The organism is Pseudomonas sp. AP42 (genome assembly GCF_001728935.1).
GTDB classification, from domain to species: Bacteria; Pseudomonadota; Gammaproteobacteria; order Pseudomonadales; family Pseudomonadaceae; genus Aquipseudomonas; species Aquipseudomonas lactis.
Genome location: NZ_LYSO01000007.1, coordinates 78,306 through 96,498, shown reverse-complemented (window position 1 = coordinate 96,498; position 18,193 = coordinate 78,306). Strand labels below are relative to the sequence as shown.

General features: G+C 55.4%; 16 protein-coding genes. 9 read left to right on the top strand and 7 right to left on the bottom strand.

Annotated elements, in window-relative coordinates:
* Positions 1–63: 63 nt before the first annotated feature.
* From A7K61_RS04630 to A7K61_RS04620, 3 genes are read right to left on the bottom strand one after another with little or no spacing between them, the layout of a single operon-like run.
* On the bottom strand, positions 64–882 hold the full coding sequence (locus A7K61_RS04630; protein WP_044275680.1) for a CoA ester lyase: 819 nt from the start codon (positions 880–882) through the stop codon (positions 64–66).
* Positions 883–893: 11 nt separating this feature from the next.
* On the bottom strand, positions 894–2,057 hold the full coding sequence (locus tag A7K61_RS04625) for an acyl-CoA dehydrogenase family protein (RefSeq protein ID WP_044275681.1): 1,164 nt from the start codon (positions 2,055–2,057) through the stop codon (positions 894–896).
* A 27-nt stretch (positions 2,058–2,084) separates the two neighbouring features.
* The gene (locus tag A7K61_RS04620; protein WP_069557044.1) at positions 2,085–2,912 is read right to left on the bottom strand and encodes a MaoC family dehydratase N-terminal domain-containing protein; all 828 of its coding nucleotides are present in this window, start codon (positions 2,910–2,912) and stop codon (positions 2,085–2,087) included.
* Between the two features lie 237 nt (positions 2,913–3,149).
* On the opposite strand from A7K61_RS04620, the gene A7K61_RS04615 reads away from it, so the two are divergent.
* From A7K61_RS04615 to A7K61_RS04605, 3 genes are all read left to right on the top strand, one after another.
* Positions 3,150–3,698 (top strand): TetR/AcrR family transcriptional regulator, encoded by a 549-nt coding sequence (locus A7K61_RS04615; protein WP_235369491.1) that lies wholly within the window; start codon positions 3,150–3,152, stop codon positions 3,696–3,698.
* Between the two features lie 106 nt (positions 3,699–3,804).
* Positions 3,805–5,082 carry an MFS transporter gene (locus tag A7K61_RS04610; protein WP_044275684.1) on the top strand — a complete coding sequence of 426 codons (1,278 nt, stop codon included), beginning with the start codon at positions 3,805–3,807 and terminating at the stop codon, positions 5,080–5,082.
* A gap of 11 nt (positions 5,083–5,093) precedes the next feature.
* A complete protein-coding gene (locus A7K61_RS04605; RefSeq protein ID WP_044275685.1) occupies positions 5,094–5,417 on the top strand; it encodes a 4-methylmuconolactone methylisomerase in 324 nt (107 codons plus the stop codon).
* Positions 5,418–6,064: 647 nt separating this feature from the next.
* Here the strand turns inward: A7K61_RS04605 and A7K61_RS04600 are convergent.
* The 3 genes from A7K61_RS04600 to A7K61_RS04590 are packed head-to-tail and all read right to left on the bottom strand — an operon-like array spanning position 6,065 to position 11,998.
* The gene (locus tag A7K61_RS04600) at positions 6,065–8,308 is read right to left on the bottom strand and encodes a DEAD/DEAH box helicase (protein WP_083263044.1); all 2,244 of its coding nucleotides are present in this window, start codon (positions 8,306–8,308) and stop codon (positions 6,065–6,067) included.
* The gene (locus A7K61_RS04595) at positions 8,283–9,578 is read right to left on the bottom strand and encodes an ATP-binding protein (RefSeq protein WP_069557042.1); all 1,296 of its coding nucleotides are present in this window, start codon (positions 9,576–9,578) and stop codon (positions 8,283–8,285) included. The genes A7K61_RS04600 and A7K61_RS04595 overlap by 26 nt, the downstream gene beginning before the upstream one ends.
* Entirely contained in the window at positions 9,575–11,998 is a 2,424-nt protein-coding gene (locus A7K61_RS04590) for a TerB N-terminal domain-containing protein (protein WP_069557041.1), read from the bottom strand. Before A7K61_RS04590 ends, A7K61_RS04595 begins: the two co-directional genes overlap by 4 nt.
* A 777-nt stretch (positions 11,999–12,775) precedes the next feature.
* Here A7K61_RS04590 and A7K61_RS04585 point away from each other — a divergent pair.
* Positions 12,776–13,126 carry a helix-turn-helix transcriptional regulator gene (locus A7K61_RS04585; RefSeq protein ID WP_069557040.1) on the top strand — a complete coding sequence of 117 codons (351 nt, stop codon included), beginning with the start codon at positions 12,776–12,778 and terminating at the stop codon, positions 13,124–13,126.
* 36 nt (positions 13,127–13,162) lie between these two features.
* A complete protein-coding gene (locus A7K61_RS04580) occupies positions 13,163–14,221 on the top strand; it encodes an NAD(P)/FAD-dependent oxidoreductase (protein WP_069557039.1) in 1,059 nt (352 codons plus the stop codon).
* A gap of 41 nt (positions 14,222–14,262) precedes the next feature.
* On the opposite strand, the gene A7K61_RS04575 is transcribed toward A7K61_RS04580, so the two are convergent.
* Complete coding sequence (locus A7K61_RS04575) at positions 14,263–15,465, bottom strand: MFS transporter (protein ID WP_069557038.1); 1,203 nt, start codon at positions 15,463–15,465, stop codon at positions 14,263–14,265.
* On the opposite strand from A7K61_RS04575, the gene A7K61_RS33500 reads away from it, so the two are divergent.
* From A7K61_RS33500 to A7K61_RS04560, 4 genes are all read left to right on the top strand, one after another.
* Positions 15,464–15,598, top strand: a complete 135-nt coding sequence (locus A7K61_RS33500; RefSeq protein ID WP_256557700.1) for a hypothetical protein — start codon at positions 15,464–15,466, stop codon at positions 15,596–15,598. The two genes, A7K61_RS04575 and A7K61_RS33500, sit on opposite strands and share 2 nt — an antisense overlap.
* 5 nt (positions 15,599–15,603) lie before the next feature.
* Positions 15,604–16,101, top strand: coding sequence for a MarR family winged helix-turn-helix transcriptional regulator (locus A7K61_RS04570; protein ID WP_069557037.1), 498 nt, complete (start codon positions 15,604–15,606; stop codon positions 16,099–16,101).
* A 64-nt stretch (positions 16,102–16,165) separates the two neighbouring features.
* Positions 16,166–16,669 carry an arsinothricin resistance N-acetyltransferase ArsN1 family A gene (locus A7K61_RS04565; RefSeq protein WP_069557036.1) on the top strand — a complete coding sequence of 168 codons (504 nt, stop codon included), beginning with the start codon at positions 16,166–16,168 and terminating at the stop codon, positions 16,667–16,669.
* A gap of 14 nt (positions 16,670–16,683) precedes the next feature.
* Positions 16,684–18,039: an NAD(P)-binding domain-containing protein gene (locus tag A7K61_RS04560; protein WP_069557035.1), complete on the top strand. Its 1,356-nt coding sequence runs from the start codon at positions 16,684–16,686 to the stop codon at positions 18,037–18,039.
* Positions 18,040–18,193 lie beyond the last annotated feature (154 nt).

Below are 18,193 nucleotides of genomic sequence, written 5' to 3'. Positions count from 1 at the left end.
CGCACACAACCAAAAAAAAAGGACCATCAGAGGCTGATGGTCCATTGGCGGCAGCGTTGACCGTCAGCTGTTAGCGACGCTGGCCAGGATGTTGCGAGCACGTTGGATCACCGGCGCATCGACCATCTGCCCGTCGAGTTGAAAGGCGCCGGATTGATCCGAACCTGCCAACACCCGACGAGCCCAATCCACCAGGGTGGGGGTTGGCTGTAAGGCCCGATGCACGACTTCGACCTGGCGAGGATGAATACACAGCATGCCCGCGAACCCTTTGTTTTGCGCGCTTGCGGCGAAATGCTCAAGCCCGTCAGGATCGTCGATGCGCGGATAGACCGTTTCCAGCGGTGGAGCCAGCCCAGCGAGGCGACTGTGCAGCAGCAGTGCGAAGCGTACCGAGTCGAGCATGCAATCGGCGCCAGCGGAACCGGCCACGAGGCCCAGGTCCAGACTCATATCCAGACCACCGTAGGTCAGCCGCTCAATCCCGAAAACCTGCGCTACCGCCGGCAGAGCCTGCACCCCCAGGGCGCTTTCAACAATCGGCCAAACCGGCCGGCCAGTGGCAGCGACGCGAGCCACTTGTTCTGCGCTTTCCGCTTTCGGGAGCATGACGCCGCAGACCCCGGAGCGCTCGGCGCAGAATGCTAGATCAGCAGCATGCTGCGTGTGGCTCGCCATGTTGATCCGTACCCAGACTCGGGCCGTGGGTGTGGCCTGCAAAAACTGCCCAAGATTTTCCCGAGCCAGGGCTTTGTCCGATTCCTGAACAGCGTCCTCGAGATCCACAATGACCGCGTCGGCGCCACTGGCCAGCGCCTTGGCGAACCGTTCGGGCCGGTTGCCAGGCACAAACAGCGCCGAGCGCATCAGTTTGCCATTCATGGCTTCGCTCCTTAGAAACTGCGTGGCAGTTCGAGCAGATGCTCGGCCACGTAGGACAGAATCAGGTTGGTGGAGATTGGCGCCACTTGATACAAACGGGTCTCGCGGAACTTGCGCTCTACGTCGTATTCGCAGGCAAAGCCAAAACCGCCGTGGGTCTGCAGGCAGGCGTTGGCCGCTTCCCAGGAAGCCTTGGCCGCCAGGTACTTCGCCATGTTGGCGCTGGCTCCAGCGTTCTTGCCGCTGTCGTATTCCTCGCAGGCGCGCCAGCGCATCAGGTCGGCCGCTTCAATCTCGACATGCGCTTCGGCAATCGGGAACTGTACGCCCTGGTTCTGCCCGATAGGCCGACCGAACACCACGCGATCCCGGGCATAGGCACTGGCCTTCTCGATGAACCAGCGACCGTCACCGATGCATTCGGCGGCGATCAGCGTACGCTCGGCGTTTAAGCCATCGAGGATATAGCGAAAGCCTTTGCCCTCTTCGCCGATCAGGCTGTCCAGCGGCAGCTCGAGGTTGTCGAAGAACAGCTCGTTGGTCTCATGATTGACCATGTTGGCGATGGGCTGGACGGTCAGGCCGTTGCCGATGGCTTCGCGCAGGTCGACGAGGAAGATCGACATGCCCTCGGACTTTTTCTTGACCTCGGCCAGTGGTGTTGTCCGCGCCAGGAGGATCATCAGGTCGGAATGCTGCACCCGAGAGATCCAGACCTTCTGCCCGTTGATGATGTACCTGTCACCCTGTTTGACCGCGGTGGTCTTGATCTTGGTAGTGTCGGTGCCGGTAGTGGGCTCGGTCACGGCCATCGATTGCAGGCGCAGCTCGCCGCTGGCGAGCTTGGGCAGATAGTGACTTTTCTGCGCGTCGCTGCCGTGTCGCAACAAGGTGAACATGTTGTACATCTGCCCATGAACCGTGCCCGAGTTGCCCCCGCAGCGGTTCACTTCTTCAAGAATAATAGAGGCTTCGGCCAGACCAAGACCGGAGCCGCCATACTCGGCGGGGATCATCGCCGACAACCAGCCGGCGTCAGTCAGGGCCTTGACGAAAGCTTCGGGGAAGCCTTTTTCTTCATCGATCTTGCGCCAGTAAGCCGTATCGAACTCGCTGCACAGGGCGCGCACGCCTTCGCGAATGGCGTTGAAATCTTCGTTGTGATTGGGATTCATCATAATTCCTATGGAGTGAAGTAAAACTCAGTCGAAGGCGACGCTTGCGCGCTGGCTGATACCGGTCCCATCACCGGCCCACAGGTCGGCGAAACCGCTTTGGGCATGGTGACCCCCCACCTTGAAGTCGGCGGGAGCGATCAGCGGGCGGATGCCTCGAAACGAAAATTGGCGAACCCGTGCCAACGGGTTGGCCTGCACGAAAGCCGCCAGGTTGAGGGTGGCGGTCAGCGGGCCGTGCACGACCAGGCCGGGATAGCCCTCGTCACGAGTGACGTAAGGCCAATCAAAATGGATGCGGTGGGCGTTGAAGGTAGCGGCTGAATAGCGGAACAGCAGCAGGGGGTCAGGGCTGATGGTTTCGCACCACTGCATCTCGGGAAGCGGATCTCCGGCGCCGAGCTTGGGCGGGTTCGGTTCGCGATAAACGATGTCTTGTTCTTCGCGCACGCACAATTGCTCGTCTTGCCATAGATCATGGCTGAGCGTGACAAAAAGCAGTGATCCAGTGCGGCCGCTTTTTTCCTCAATGTGCTTGATGGTGGTATGACGGCTGGCGGCTTCACCGACTCGCAGTGGGTGCAAGAACTCGACCCGGCTACCGGCCCACATGCGGTTTCGTCCATGCGCAGGTGGCATGAATTCACCCAGCGCCGGGTGACCGTCAGGGCCGAGCTCGCGTTGTTCGGCGCAGTCATCAAAAAAACACCAGTGCCAGAGCCAAGGTAGCTCCTGGCCCTCGGCGGGTGCCGGGGTATTGAACATCGCGGCGATACGCCGTACCAAAGTGAAGCTGAAGTGGTCATCCCGAATCTGCGTTCGGCCCACCCAGTTACCCGGTTCGAAATCTTGCATGCTGAGCATTCCCTGTTGACTGCAGTTGCAAACAGGATGAAGGGGCGAGGGGAGGTCGGGAATTTGCTTTTGCGTAAGTCAGTGTGAAGCTTTGCCTAAGGCTGTGCAGAGGGTGCAACACGGTCTTCCAATCTTTGAAATGGCCGGCAACGGCGCGGCCGATCATGCTGATCCCGGATTACGTGGGAGCAGGCCGCCATCAACACATTTCTGAACACACGCCAACAGGCGCTTTCGTTGTTTGCGAGCAACGGCTACACCAACGTCAGCATGCGCGAGCTTGCCTCGGCGCTGGGGATCAATTGCGGTTCAATCTACAACCACATAGAGAGCAAAGAAGCTCTGCTGTACGAGTTACTTGAAGAGCTGCTGGGATTACTGCAGAGCAAGGGGGCGATGATTCAGCGCAAAGTCAGTCCACCCAACCGGCTGCGCAAGATCATTGAAATGCACCTGAGCCTGCAGGACCGCATGCCATGCCATTTCCAGCTACTGGAGCGAGAGTGGCGACACCTGAATGAGCCTTGGCTCAGTCAAGCCGACAGCCTTCGCGCCCGCTACGAACAGGTCATCGCGGCAGCGGTTGGCACTTCGGCATGCGATCGAGTTCGCGCAAAAAGTATTGTCACGCTCCTCAATCAAACGCCCAGCTGGCTGGCTGCGTTAAAGCTCACGGCACGCGCCCGCCTGGATCTGATCCATTCCATGGTGGCACTGATTCTTGCGCAAGCGCCTTGCGATTTGCCAGGACCACTGAGTGGCGCTGCAACAGGCAAGAGTCATTAGCGAAAGGAGAAGGCCGACTTCCAATAACGAAAATGGGCACATTCACAGGACTGGTTCATGCTCGACTCACTGTAAAGCACCCCCCATAACAATAAGGATCAGCGCCATGTTCTCCTGGTATAGAAGCGGTACACCGCGTGAGAAAAAGACCTTTTGGGCCTGTTATGCAGGATGGGCGCTGGACTCCTATGACATGCAAATGTTCAGCTTCCTGCTGCCTACGTTGATTGGCATCTGGGGGCTGACAAAAGGCGAGGCAGGCGTCATCGGAACATCGGCTTTGCTTTCCGCGGCGCTGGGAGGCTGGATCGCGGGAATCCTGAGCGACCGCTTCGGTCGGGTACGTATCCTGATTTTTACGGTGTGCTGGTTTACCTTCTTTGGCGTGGTAGCGGGGTTTGCGCAGAATTTCGAGCAGTTATTGGTCGCCCGTACGCTGCAAGGCCTGGGGTTCGGCGGCGAGTGGGCCGTTGGCGTTGCGCTGATGGCCGAGGTTATCAACCCAAAAAACCGTGGCAGGGCGTTGGGTTTCGTGCAGTCCGGTTTTGCCTTGGGATGGGCAGGTGCGGTGCTGATCGTCACTGGGATCCTGGCCTATTTCCCCGCTGATTACGCCTGGCGGCTGGCGTTCTGGGTGGGGGTCGTGCCGGCTCTGGTGGTGATCTTCATTCGACGCAACGTCAAAGATTCGGAAGCCTTCAAACAGTCCCAGAAGCTGGACACCGACAAAGCTTCTATTGGCACCGTGTTCTCCGCCAAATACGTCAAGGTCAGCGTGCTGGCGAGCCTTTTGGTGATCGGTTTGCAGGCCGGATGCTATGTGATTCTGGTCTGGACACCCTCGCTGATGGCTGAGCGCGGTGTCGTTTCCGGATCGCTCGTCCGGACGATTTTGATCATGGCATTCGGCAGTCTTTGCGGTTTTGCCGCTACCGCCTACATGTCCGACCGCTTGGGCAGACGGCCCACGTTGATCATGCTGTCGTTGGGCTCCTGGATTGTCACCGTGGCGTACATGTTCGTGCCGCTCAACCCTGTGATCGCGCATGTCATGGGTTTTCTGGTCGGTGCATTGGCCATCGGGATGTTCGCGGCGCTGGGGCCCTTCCTTAGCGAATTGTTTCCGACCCAGGTGCGCACCACCTGCATGGGGTTCTCCTACAACGTTGGCAAATCGGTAGGTGCAATGGCTGTCACAGGCGTCGGCCTGCTGGCCGCCAAGTACGGGCTCGCGCAATCCGTGGGCGCCTTCTGCCTGGGTGCCTACGCAATCGCGGTATTTGCCCTGCTGCTGCTACCAGAAACCAAAGGCGTCCGGCTGGATGACGTTGTTGAAAATGAAGCGGACGTCGCCCCGCAACCAATGCTCGAACCACGGACTTGAAGGGTGTTCAAATGATCAGAATTGTGTACTTGCTGGCTAAACCTCAAACCATGAGCGATGAGACCTTCAAGCAAGAATGTGTGCGCCACTTTGAAATGAGTGCAGGGATTCCGGGATTGCACAAATATGAGGTCAGGCTTGTGGCGGACAATCCCAGCGACACTCACGTACCGTTTCTGGATGTGCCGGCTGTACACGCCATAGGCGAGTGCTGGTTCCGCGACCAATCCGACTATGAGCTTTACATGCAAGCCGATATTCGAAAGGCCTGGTTCGAGCACGGCAAAACGTTTATCGGCGGACTCAAGCCGTTTGTCACGTGCGAGATAGTTTGAAGGCTATGGGGCCGGGATCTTGCGAATTCAGATCAACGAAACATCCTGAGCGAGCACAAGGCGGAAGAGTCATTCAATTCTCCCGCCTTATTCGCTCGCTCTGATGTTCTTCAAACAGCCATGTCGGCCTGGCGTAAGGTAGCTAAACCGGCATCTACGGATTTCTCAAGGGTAAAGCCTTTGTAACTCGAGGTGCTGATATCGGTAATGACCTGTTTGTTTCGTCGACCGTGCCCGAGTGCGTAAAGCATGCGCGTGCTGATGGTTGCTGACAGGTTTCCTGAGTTGCCCGTGCATGAATTACGACTGATATTGGCCCCCGGGGGAGTTGAGTGAGCCAGGGGAGGCGTTGGTAGGATTGATCAGGTATGGCTTTGAGTGTTAACGCATGGGATCAGTAGCGAGCGACTGCTTCGGGCCGATTCTGTTGAAAAAGTCGGATTTTCAGATCGCCTGAACTCAGGCGCGACTACCACCGGAGAACCTACTCACCACACTGAGTGGTTTTTCGGCCCTTCGGTGACCTTTGCTGCTCTGTTATTGGGTTAATTTGAGGTTTTTTGCTTGGTGCAGGCGCACCTATCCCGTGACTGGTGGTCCCTTGAGACATGGATGCGTCGGGTCCAAACGGCGTGGGTTTCTTCCGCTTATTTTTCCACAGAATAAGTCTGTGCAAAAAGAATTGCTGTTGAGATATCAAGCGATATGGAAGCAAACGACTTCATCAGCAAGGATGGCGGCAGTGCCCAGTCCCACTTTTCTCGCAGCATGTTTTCTACCTCCGAAAGTATCGAGTCTAGATCAGCAGCATCCAGGCTCCCGACTTCCTCCAGCGCCATTTGGGTTCGATTGATGTCGGCATCAACCTCGATGGCAAGGCCTGCGTTATCACAAGAAAGGCCGACATGATTGAATAACAAGCGCAGTGCATCGTTGGCATGATCACCTAGCCAGCTCATCAAATAGCACTTACCGCCCGACTCAACTATGTAGCGCTTACCAAGGCCAAGTGAAACAAATGTCTTTCGAGCCTCATCGAGAAGCTCTTGAGCCACTTGATCAATAAAAGGGCAGGGGAGTGTGTCTGCCAAGACGGCTCGCATCTCTTGGCGTACGTTGTCATGCACCATCGCACCCAGACCGTCGAACTGAGGAGGGGCACCACCGCGTGCTGCTGAAACGATGATGACTTTGGACTGGAGATCAACATCACGAACCTGCCACCTCCGGCCTCCGAAAATAATGCGCTGATCCTTGGTCAGTGGACGGCTTACTGGCACAGATCCCAGTGCCCTACCATCGCATACAAGGCGAAATTCTTCGTCGCTGGTGAATGCGCTGTAGAACTCATAGTGGTTGATCAATCGCTCTCCAACCGTCCCAGGAAGAAGCAACCCTGAGCTGTCCTGAACAATGAGCTCGTGCTCGCCGAGCGCCTTGAGCAACTTCACAAAGTCTGGTTTTTCAACTTTTGGAAATGCTCCCTCAGCAATCAAACTTTTCCAGAGATCTGTAGCAGATGCACCGCCGCACTGGGCGATCACTGAAAGACATTGTTGAACGAGGGTGGACGCGTGAATGCCTTGAGCCCTGGGAGGTTCAAACCACCCCTTGGCCAGCAGTCGAACCATGGCAATGGTTTGGACCAAGCCTTGGCGCAGTTGATCCGAGAGGCTCGATCCATCTTTGAGTGGCGATTCCTTGCAGTAAACGCGCAGCGTTGCTTTTTCTCCTGGGCGCCTTCCCGATCGCCCTAGACGTTGTCGCAGACTCGCCACCGATGGTGGGGCACCAATCTGCACGACTGTTTTGATGCTGCCGATGTCTATGCCGAGCTCAAGCGTCGTGGTGCAAATCGCGGATGCTGCATGAGTCCCTGCCTTGAGAGCATGCTCTGCTTGCTCACGCAAGTCCTTCGAAAGGCTACCGTGATGAGGCCAGAATTCGTTAGGCACGCCGTCTTTCTCGCAGCGCCGTCGCAGTTGATCTGCGTACCATTCAACCTGAGACCGGCTGTTTGGGAAAATCAGGTTGTTACTGCCGCGTAACACCTTGTAAAGATGATCAGCGATCGCGAAGTCTGGGCTTGCCTCGTTCTCTGTCTCGTCTTCATTTTCCGCCTGGCCAGAGAGCTTTACGGGCTTCTTCTTGAGCTCGCTCATGGGTGGCTGAATGTGACCACGAACTTGCACTTGGAGAGTCTGGTTGGAGCTTTTTGATTCAATGACGGTAACGCCATCGGCATTTCCCGAGCGCAAAAATTCCGACGCCATCTTCATATCGCCGAGGGTGGCTGAGAGCCCGACTCTAGGGAGACGGTGCCCGGCAACAAGTTCTACCCTATGCATCAGTGACTGAAGTTGCTTGCCTCGTTCGCTACCGATGAACGCATGCAGCTCATCCACGACGATATAGCGCAGGTGCTGGAACACCCCGCCAAGACTAGAACCGCGGTTGACGAACAGGGCTTCAAGGGATTCAGGAGTGATCAGAAGCACCCCCTCAGGGGACTTCAAAAAGCGATGTTTTTTGCTTGAGGAGATGTCCCCGTGCCAAGCCACTACGCGAATCTCAAGCTGCTCACAAAGACGGCTTAACCTGTCCCACTGGTCGTTGATCAGGGCCTTGAGCGGGCTGATATACAGCACCGAACCGGGTGGATCATCACGATTCAGCAAATTGGTGAGTATGGGAAGAAAAGCAGCCTCGGTTTTGCCTGCCGCTGTTGCTGCGGCGATGATGACATCCTGATCGGCATCCACCAGAACAGGTACCGCCCATTCCTGGGCGTCGCGCAAGGAAGTCCAGCCTTCCGCCCAAACCCATCTCTGGATTCGGGACTCAAGTTGATCGAAACCCGATGACTCAGAGTGTGAAGGTGGCAAGTTCATCGTCCGCATCGACTTTGGTATCGTCTTCGCCGCCTGAGTCCCTGGCGACCTCGACAGCTCCAAGCAGCATTCGCCAATCGGCGCCCGGGTTTTGCTCCAAGATGGCGAGCAGGTTGATGAACGCTGTGATCGTGGTACGTGGCGTGCGGAAGTAAGCTTCTCCCAGGCGCTGATTACAATGCGCCATGAACAAGGGGAGCGCTTCGTCAGGTAGTAAGTATTTTTCGACATCCCCGCCAGCGTATACGTGACGAAGTTTCTGAAGCAGCACGTAGAAGTCTTCCGGGGTCAGGCTGGTCAGGCGAATGACCGGCCCCGACAGATCCACCAATCCTGATTTTGCAAACGAGTTCTCGGCCAATCGAGATTGCAGGGCAGGGTAGCTGAATAGCCCCCGACGAGTGTCCATCAAAAACTCAGGCGTGCCACCTAAAACGAAACCAAGCCCTTCGGACGATCCCTGCAGAGAGTCATTGAGGATACGGAGGATCTGTTCGTAATTGGCATTACGAGCTTGGGTATTGGCCAGTTTGTAGAGGTTGACCAGTTCGTCGAGGCAGATCATCAGACCGCCAAAACCTGCAAGTCTGACGAATCTCGACAGGAGCTTGAGCTGATCGTAGACGGAGGCATCATCAATGATGGTTCGTACGCCCAAGGCTGCTCGGGCATCAGTCTTAGTGGTGAACTCTCCACGCAACCAACGGATGGCGTCGGCCTTGAGCTGCTCGTTGCCTTCTTCGAAACCTCGGCAATAGGCGGCAATCACCTCCGCAAAATCATACCCGTTGACCATCTCGGTCAGCTCGGCCAAGTGAGCACGAATAACAGTCTCGCTGTCTGTACCCGCCGCCTTGGCTTCGGTTTTGGCCTGAGAGATGAATTTCTCAACAATGCCTTGCATAGCCCCACCGTCGGGCTTCGTACGCGTCGACATGTTTTTAGCCAACTCGGAGTAAAGCGAACGTGCTTGTCCACCCGTGGCATGTAATCTGCGATCTGGGTTCAAGTCGGCATGCATGGTGACAAGCTTGCGCTCCATGGCAATGGCTCGTACTAGGTTCAGAAAAAACGTCTTGCCTGCACCGTACTCGCCAATGACGACTCGAAATGCCGATCCACTTTCAACCAGGCGATTGACGTCCTTGATCAGTGCATCTAGTTCGCCTACCCGGCCAACCTGAATCAGGTGTTGGCCCACGCGAGGAACGACGCCTGCGCGTAGCGACTGGATGACCGCATCGCGATCCTTGGCTCTGATAGTGCTCATAGGGCTAACTCTTCCAGAATGTCTGTATTGATCTCGACAGGGTCATCACCCTCAGTTACGGGCATGTCGAAACGTTCAAAAGCCATGTCGTTAATTTGTTCCAGGGCACCATCGAGCATCAGCTCCATGTCGCTGGCGGCAGCTTCAAGTTCGGAGCGGCTCCACTCAGGGCGTGAGACCAGCAACCGAAGGAATGCGGAGTGTTCTAAATCGAGACCATCAATGTCTGCACTCGATTCTTGTATTGATACTGCCTCATCGACCAACTGCTCCGGTTCGTCAACTTGGTCCTCGGTGAAGACTTTAGCAAGGAGGGCGGAGACCTCTGCGGTTTCTCGTTGCAGTTCTGCAATGCGCTCGTGATCAAGCACGAACCCTTGATTCGCAGTGGCGGTGATCGGGGTACCAGGCTCGGAACGAGGAATGCCGGCTTTTGGTTTTACGGAGGCAATACTTGCTCCAGATGCAGCACCGTGGAGATCGCTGTACAGCAACTGACTGTCTAGCTGCAGGGCCTTGTAAACGCGCTCAAGAAGTTTCACTTCCAATGGGTTGACGATGCCATCAGCTTGCGCCAGATGGGTCAGGAAGCTCGCAATCGTGCGTTTGGCTTCGACCGTTAGTGGGTCGAGTTTTTTCTTCAGGCTGGCCAGCGTTGGTGGTTGCTGGATCTGGATTCGCAGGTGTGCTTTAAGGCGTTTGCGATGGGCCACACTCAGGTGATTCCAGGAGTCGATGTGTTGAGCAAGCAGCGTAATTTCCTCAGTGGAGGTATCACCATCGGCAGCAGCCACAGCACTAGCAAGGTCGAGCGTCACCGAAGCAGCATTGTAAGCTGCAGAAGCTCGCAGTGATCCGTCTTCTGGTTGAGTCACGAACAGCGCGATTTGATCCTCTGCCTTCGGTGTCTTACTGCCAGCCAGTACGTCGGGTTCAATACCGATGTGAAGCGATTCGAATGCGCGGGCAAGTGCAAGTACTTTGTCGCGGGACAGGGCGCCGGCGCTCTTGAACCGGCCTGCGAGTTCGCCAAAGCTCATGACAATCAGGTCGTCGCCAATTCTGAGCTGAAGCTCGTCCAACTCTGTACGGGCTGCTGTCGGCCAGAGAGCGACGGGAAGCTGCAAAAGACCTTCGAGAGCTTCTGCGCTATCAGGGTTGCGGCCCAAATATCGGCTGTAGGGTTCAAGCTCGGTAGTGCATAGCTCAACCAGCAACTGCAGGCTTTTTCGTGTACCTGACGTGGCCAGGACATCAGGAAGGTCACCCAAGCTAAGCGTGGGGGCCATTAAGACCGCGGAGGCCGGCCTATAACTGGTTTTAAGTTTGGTCTTGTTCTGCGCCAGGACAAGACCCTTAGGATGGGCGCTTGTGTACTTAAGCTTGAACAGTCTCGAAAAGACATCCTTGCAGCGAGTCACGGGCGTGCGTTTGCTGATGTTGGGGTCAGCTAACGCCCAGGCTAATGCCCAATCGGCATCAAGGGGGCGCTTGTTGGAAGCGAATTGCCCCAGACCTACGCGCAGTGGTAATGGCATCTCGTAGCTATACGCGACAACGTTGGGAGGTGGGCCAAGGTAAAGGTCTGGATCGATCTTGGTGTTGCTCAGGTAATCCAGAAAACCTTCCGCATATCCCCTGAACGACCTATTTTCCCCATAGATATTCAATAGGCGTCGGACTTCTTCGACGATCAAAGGAAGCTCAGCCTTGGCGCTCGGATCACTCATTGCGTCAACGAGCGCTCGACGTTCCAGACCGTAGAAATACAAAAAGACGTAGCCAGTGTCTGCCAGTGGGTAACGACGACCACCCTCCAGCCATTGAAGGTATCCACGGCGAGCCTCTGACGTGATGGAGTGGAAACTGGGCCAATAGGACATCAGCCGTTCTTCTAGATCGACGTGTGTCTTTGCGATACGGAGCTTGGGGTTAATCAGTGAGGGTTCTCCGGCATCGTGCCGGACACCTAGTACGCTGCCCATATAGAACATGCCACCGGGAACTGTAAAACCGGAAACGGTGACTGATTCACCTGCTGGCACCCAGCGAGCATCAGATTTTTGCGTTCTCGCATTTGGAATTTTGAAGGACTTTGAAGGTTCTGAGCCGAGTTGGACAGTGTAAAAATCTGAGGTTTCCTCAGCGCCCATATGGCGCCCTGATACCTCGCGCATAGAGAAAGTGAGGCCAGATCGTTGATGCTCCCGCAGATGTTCCGTATCCGAAATGGCCACTGACAATTGCTCTGCATGGCGCCTTGAGCGACGAACCAGCAGCCAAAAAACCGCGGCAACGCAAGCAATAACACCAATGGCGATCCAAGCATTTTTCGGGATCGATGCGACTGCGCCGACGGCCAGAGCGAAAATGATGAGGATGCCGTTACTTGTGGAGTTTTTTGCTTTCTTCCTTGCCATGAGTCGTTTCAACCTTGAAAGATGGGTGCTGGCGCAATGGCAGTATCCGATAAATGGCCTACGAGAACCATGGGCAGAGGAACGTTATTGATCGGAAAATTTTGCTTGCGCACGAAATAGCTACAATCATAAAAAGTAGCTTCTCAGCAGGAAGCGCGAAGATCATCCCCTCCATTGCTAATAGCTGCGATTCATTGTGGGCAGTTATCGGCCAGAAGTCGAAGCTCACTAGTCGATGATGTCAGCCCGTTCGCAAAGCTTGGATTGTTGCGTTGGCCATCTCTTCTCGACTATAGCGACAGTACCTCGAGTTATTTGATGATAATGTCGGCCATAAAATGGACTCCCCCTACTTTTACCCCCACAAAAACGCTGGCTCTTGATGGACGTTACTGGACTCTCCTAGAGCAGAACACCGCTGGAGCTCAAGCAAATACTGGCTCAGAAAAATCCATAGTAAAATTCCGGAAGCTTTCAAGAAGTATGAAAAAGGAGATGGGGTGCTAGGGGTCGAGTGTTCGAATCACTCCGTCCCGACCATATAAATCAAGGGGTTGCGAGACTTTATCTCGCGACCCCTTTTTATTTTCGAGCGTTTTTGCCCCTACAAAACGACTGGCTCTCGGTGGAATCTTTACCAACACCACCTGGGGTTACACCCTAAATTGTTGGCTTTCTCGGGGAGTTGGTTACCTTCACGGCACAGCTTTTAGCCTTAGGAGAGGTGCAATTGCAGAGTGTTGACGTGTGCATGGATATGCACATATAGTCGGTTGCATGACTAATCGAATCCTTAACCGAACCCGCGCAATTGACGCTGCAATCGAGTCTCTCGATGGCGCTTTCTTCAAGGCGCTTTGCGAGCCTTCGCGTGTAGCTGTGCTCAAGCGCGTGATGCAACTGGGGCGCGCCGACATCGGAGAGATTGCGGAAGCACTGCCCCAGGAACGCTCAGTTGTTTCCCGGCATCTGCAAGTACTGTTAGAGGCAGGTATCGTCCGCGGTAACAAGGTCAGCAGGCAGATGTTCTACGAGGTGGATGGTCCGGCAGTGGTGACACGCCTCGAAGCCATTCTTCAGCATATGAAAAGCCTCGCCCCATTCTGCTGCCCAGGTACGTCCGGATAGTTTTTTTTGCTCTGTAGTGTGCATGAGTGTGCATATATGAATGTAATAAATGAAATCTTGGATGTCATTGTGATCGGTGCAGGCCAGGCAGGATTAGCGTGCGGTTGGCACTTACAGCAGCAAAACCTTAGGTTCCTGATTTTGGATGCTGAGCGGTCACCGGGAGGGAATTGGCGCAATTACTACGACAGTCTGAAGCTTTTTTCTCCAGCTGCTTACTCGTCATTGCCAGGCATGCGCTTCCCGGCAGAACCTGATCATTACCCGCTTCGTGATGATGTCGTACGCTATCTGGAAGACTATGCAAAGGCATTCAGATTGCCAGTTCGTCAGTACACCCGCGTGCAGCATGTACGAAGGGAGCGCGAGCTGTTTCAGCTTCAAACGGACGATGGAGAAATTTTCTGCTCCAGGGCGCTGGTCGTGTGTACGGGGGGATTCAATCAGCCGTTCATTCCAGATATTCAAGGGCTTCAGGGCTTTCTCGGGCGCAGTTTGCACAGCGCGGAATATCGAAATGCCGAAGGCTTTGGTGATCAACGAGTGGTTGTGGTCGGTGCTGCGAACTCGGCTGTTCAAATTGCTTATGAACTGGCCCATGTGAGCAAAGTCGTGCTGGCAAGCAGGGAGCCAATTCGGTTTTTTCCACAAAAGATACTGGGTTCGGATTTTCATGCGTGGCTGAAATGGTCGGGGTTGGAAAAGACCCGTTGGTTGAATGACCAAAGTACGCCGGTGCTTGATGACGGGATCTATCGTCGAGCCCTTAAGAAAAAGTTGTTCGAGCGTAAGCCGATGTTCGAGGCGATAACACCAACCGGCGTGATCTGGGCTGATGGGCAGCACACTGAAGCCGATAGCCTGGTGTTTGCTACCGGATTTCGCCCGAACTTGGAATTTTTGAGCGGGTTGGAATGCCCAGGCGATGAATATTGGGCTCATCGTAACGGGCAGGCCGAGCACCTACCTGGGCTGTATTTTGTCGGTCTGCCGAAGCAACGGAACTTTGCTTCAGCGACCCTCAGAGGTGTCGGCCAGGATGCGTCTTACATCATGCCCAGCTTGATGCGATTTGTCCGCGATATGCCTGTTTAGAAGACAACTTGGCAGTTGACGAATCTCAACCGCAGCAACGTTTAGTCAGTGCGTCGAGTCGTTGGAAGGCGCCAGCTGGCGATGAAGCACAGCAAAACCAAACCGCACATAACGACAAGCAATGCCGAGGCTCCAAAGTTCTGCAAAACAAATGCGGCGGCTATCGGGCCGCAGGCCTGGGCCACGAGTACCGGCCTGGCGAGAAGCCCCATTCTCGCTCCGTAGCCTTGCGGGCCAAACAGCGCCAAGGGGAGGGTGCCGCGAGCGATCGTTAGGATGCCGTTGCCTGCGCCGTAGAGTGCGATCGCCACGAAGGCCATCCAGGGCATCCCTGAGATCAATAATCCCAACCCGACCAGGCATAGAAACACACCGACCCGCGCTGACCAGGTCGGGTGGAGATTTCTGCCTATGGAAAACTCTGCCACCCGTGCCAAGACTTGCGAGGGACCAATCACCATGCCGATGGCCAAGGCCACAGCGGTCGCGATTCCCAGTTGCTTGAGGACATTAAGCAGGTGTACTGAGATACCTGATACCACCAGCGCCAGAACCGTCAGCATGGCGCCAATCAATAAGAATAGATAATTGGTGGTCTTGGGGTGAAGCTCGGACGCGCGGGGTGATTCTGTTATGACGGGGTGGGGTGGTTGTTTTGTGCTTCCTGGAATCAACAGCGAGTGGATGGGTAGCCCAATCAAGAGATGAGTAGCCGCGAGAACAAAGCAGGCGTTTCTCCAGCCGATCCAACTTTCCAGTCCTGCGATCACCGGCCAACCTATGGTACTGGCGAATCCACCTAACAAGGTCAGCCCGGTAATTGACGTTCGAGCCCCTTCGCCGAAAAGACGTCCCAGGGTTGAGAAGGCTGCGTCGTATAAACCCGCCGCCATGGCAACACCGATCAACGTCCAGGCGACATAGTAAGTGGCAATGTTGCCCGCCAGTCCCATCAGTAGCATGCCGAGAGCCAGCAGCAGTGAACTGGCCGCTAGGACAGAGCGTCCGCCGTGGCGGTCAATCTGACGACCAACGGCCGGCGAGGAAGCTCCCGCTACCAAAAGTCCCCAGGACAGACCGCCCACCACATTGGTGATGGACCATCCCGTCTCTTTGGCTATCGGAGGCGCAAGCACTGCGGGCAAGTAGTAGGTCGAGCCCCAGGCGAGAATTTGAGTGAAACCCATCGCCCATACGAGTCTGGAGCGATTGATCGGGGGATGAATCTGTTCTGGAGGTGTCATGACCGACGTGCTCATTTTTTTGTTGTCAGTAACAACAAGCTATCGCCTTCCTTTGGTCATCGTCAACCGAGAGATCGGTGTTGACGATTCCGAGATACCAGGATTATTGTTGCAGCTAACAACTAATTTGTGACGGTTATGACGAAGCGTAAAAACGATCAGTTGACTCAGGATTCCGAGGACCTGTACGAAGTGTTGAATCAGTTAGTTCGCGTCCATCAGTTCCGTGATCGTGATCGGATCTGCTGTTACGACGTATCTGTAACCCAATGCTATGCCGTCGAGACTCTGGTCAAAAGGGGCGCACTGCGCCTTCAGGTCTTGGCGGAAGAAATGTTCTTGGACAAGAGCACGGCGAGTCGCGTGATCGATACCCTGGAACGCAAGGGGTATGTGTCCCGAGTTGAGGATGATGAAGATCGGCGTGCGGTGCGAATTCAGGCAACGGATGCTGGACGTGAGCTATACGAGAAAATCAGAGCTGACCTGATTGCAGAGGAGCGAGCGATGATCGATAACCTGTCAGCTGAAGCCAGGCAGGGAGCGCTGAGTTTGCTCAGGCAGATCACGCGGGCCACGGAGATTCGCTGCGGGCTCGTGAGTGAGTGCTGCCCAGCCGTGAAGAGCAAGGAATGAAAGGGAAGAATTTCCCTTTTTTTGCCAATAATGTTGTTACTGCCAACGTAATGGGGCTCCAACAATGCGAGTTCGTGTAGCTGAACCCAGCGACACTGTTTCAATAGCCGCCATCTACAACCAGGGGATCGAGGAACGTAGCTCTACGTTTGAAACGACTCCTCGAAGCCCGGCAGACATGCTTAATCGCATCAACTCCATGGAGCGTTATCCAGTGTTGGTCATGGTCGATGAGACGGGTCAGGTTGTTGGATGGGCAGGACTCAGTAGTTATCGCGCTCGTGCCTGTTACGACGGCATTGCAGATTTTTCCATTTACCTGGATCGCAGTGTTCGCGGCCAGGGGCTCGGTAAGCAGTTACTTCAGTCACTGCTAGAAGAAGCCGAAGCTCGTGGATTCTGGAAAGTTCTTTCACGCATTTTTACCTTCAATCACGCCAGCCTCGCATTGTGCGAAACCTGCGGTTTCCGCCAAGTTGGGGTGTATGAAAAACACGCCTGTCTTGAAGGACGCTGGCTCGACTGCGCTATTGTCGAGCGCCTGTTCCCGAACAATCAGCCAACCTGAAGAAGGAGTTGATCATGGATAACACTCACCTTCCCGTCGCCATCATTGGAGCTGGTCCGGTGGGCCTGGCGGCAGCCGCTCACCTGCTGGCCCGAGGTCTCACGCCGCTGATTCTGGAGGCTGGCCCGAAAGTGGGGTCCAGCATTGAAGAATGGGTGCATGTGAAGATGTTCTCTTCGTGGCAGTTCAATGTGGACAAGGAGGCGGCAAAACTTCTACTGGCCGATGGTTGGACTCCACCACCGGAGAACGAGTATCCAACGGGTCGTGAACTGCTGGACCGGTTTGTTCGACCTCTCGCGGACCTCGAACAGATCAAGCGTCACTTGCAGCTCAATACCCGTGTTCTGGTAGCCACTCGCGTCGGTCAGGATGTGATGAAGACCCAGGGCAGATCGGCAGCTCCTTTTTTACTGCGTGTCACAGGGCCAACGGGTGAACAGGATGTGCTGGCCAGTGCTGTCATTGATGCCTCGGGCACCTACCTGACACCGAACTGGATGGGCGCCCATGGCATCCCTGCCTTGGGCGAGATCGAGCATGCAGTACACATCGCATATGGCATTCCGGAGGTACTGGGCCGTGCCCGGAATCGCTATGCCAACAAAAGAGTGCTGGTGGTGGGTGGTGGTCACTCCGCTTTTAACGCTCTCCAGGATCTGGTGCGACTGACTCAGGAGGCGCCGCAAACCAAAGTGCTCTGGGCGATCCGGGGTAATTCTCTTGAGCGCATTCTCGGTGGTGGTGCGAATGACCAATTGGAAGAGCGCGGAAAACTCGGCCTGAAGATTCTCCAGTTGCTGAATGACGGCGTGATCGAGTTGTTCAGAAACGTCGCTATCGATCAGGTCGCAGGCAATGGCCAAGGACTGGTCGTGAAGGCGGGAGAGCAGGTACTTCCAGCTGTGGACGAACTCATTGTGGCGACTGGATTCCGCCCAGACATGAGCCTGCTCGCGGAGCTGCGTGTCGCACTCGATCCTGCTACCCAAAGCTCAATGTTGCTTGCTCCAATGATTGATCCCAACGAACACAGCTGCGCGACGGTCAGGCCTCATGGCGCGGTAGAGCTGGCCCATCCTGAAGAAAGTTTGTTTATTGTGGGGATGAAGAGCTATGGTCGGGCGCCTACGTTCTTGTTGATGACGGGGTATGAGCAGGTGCGGTCTGTCGTCGCCGCATTGGCGGGTGATTGGGATGCGGCCAAGAGGGTTGAGCTGGTTCTCCCGGAGACCGGCGTATGCAACTCGGACTTGGATGAAGTCGATGATCGCTTGAAGGTTTCGGCAAGTCGGACGTCTTGTTGCGGCAATGGAGGGGCGACTTCTGATGATGCACCACGTAGCTCGCCAAGTTGCTGCAAAGGCTAGTGCACATCAACCAAGACCTGCCCCCTGCGACGGGGTGAGTAGGTCCACGTGTTTATTTCTTCAGCGTGCTCAGATCGTGCGAGATACGTCCGCCCGTATGCATTCGAGCTGACCAGTCATTGCGTTGCATCTGATAACGATTGCATCGGATTGA

What these genes read in the sequence shown, in the direction of transcription:
- A7K61_RS04605 (WP_044275685.1), top strand. Translation starts at nt 5,094, where the DNA reads ATGATCAGAATTGTGTACTTGCTGGCTAAACCTCAAACCATGAGCGAT.
- A7K61_RS04610 (WP_044275684.1), top strand. Translation starts at nt 3,805, where the DNA reads ATGTTCTCCTGGTATAGAAGCGGTACACCGCGTGAGAAAAAGACCTTT.
- A7K61_RS04575 (WP_069557038.1), bottom strand. Translation starts at nt 15,465, where the DNA reads ATGACACCTCCAGAACAGATTCATCCCCCGATCAATCGCTCCAGACTC.
- A7K61_RS04570 (WP_069557037.1), top strand. Translation starts at nt 15,604, where the DNA reads ATGACGAAGCGTAAAAACGATCAGTTGACTCAGGATTCCGAGGACCTG.
- A7K61_RS33500 (WP_256557700.1), top strand. Translation starts at nt 15,464, where the DNA reads ATGACCGACGTGCTCATTTTTTTGTTGTCAGTAACAACAAGCTATCGC.
- A7K61_RS04625 (WP_044275681.1), bottom strand. Translation starts at nt 2,057, where the DNA reads ATGAATCCCAATCACAACGAAGATTTCAACGCCATTCGCGAAGGCGTG.
- A7K61_RS04565 (WP_069557036.1), top strand. Translation starts at nt 16,166, where the DNA reads ATGCGAGTTCGTGTAGCTGAACCCAGCGACACTGTTTCAATAGCCGCC.
- A7K61_RS04580 (WP_069557039.1), top strand. Translation starts at nt 13,163, where the DNA reads ATGAATGTAATAAATGAAATCTTGGATGTCATTGTGATCGGTGCAGGC.
- A7K61_RS04595 (WP_069557042.1), bottom strand. Translation starts at nt 9,578, where the DNA reads ATGAGCACTATCAGAGCCAAGGATCGCGATGCGGTCATCCAGTCGCTA.
- A7K61_RS04560 (WP_069557035.1), top strand. Translation starts at nt 16,684, where the DNA reads ATGGATAACACTCACCTTCCCGTCGCCATCATTGGAGCTGGTCCGGTG.
- A7K61_RS04620 (WP_069557044.1), bottom strand. Translation starts at nt 2,912, where the DNA reads ATGCAAGATTTCGAACCGGGTAACTGGGTGGGCCGAACGCAGATTCGG.
- A7K61_RS04590 (WP_069557041.1), bottom strand. Translation starts at nt 11,998, where the DNA reads ATGGCAAGGAAGAAAGCAAAAAACTCCACAAGTAACGGCATCCTCATC.
- A7K61_RS04630 (WP_044275680.1), bottom strand. Translation starts at nt 882, where the DNA reads ATGAATGGCAAACTGATGCGCTCGGCGCTGTTTGTGCCTGGCAACCGG.
- A7K61_RS04585 (WP_069557040.1), top strand. Translation starts at nt 12,776, where the DNA reads ATGACTAATCGAATCCTTAACCGAACCCGCGCAATTGACGCTGCAATC.
- A7K61_RS04600 (WP_083263044.1), bottom strand. Translation starts at nt 8,308, where the DNA reads ATGAACTTGCCACCTTCACACTCTGAGTCATCGGGTTTCGATCAACTT.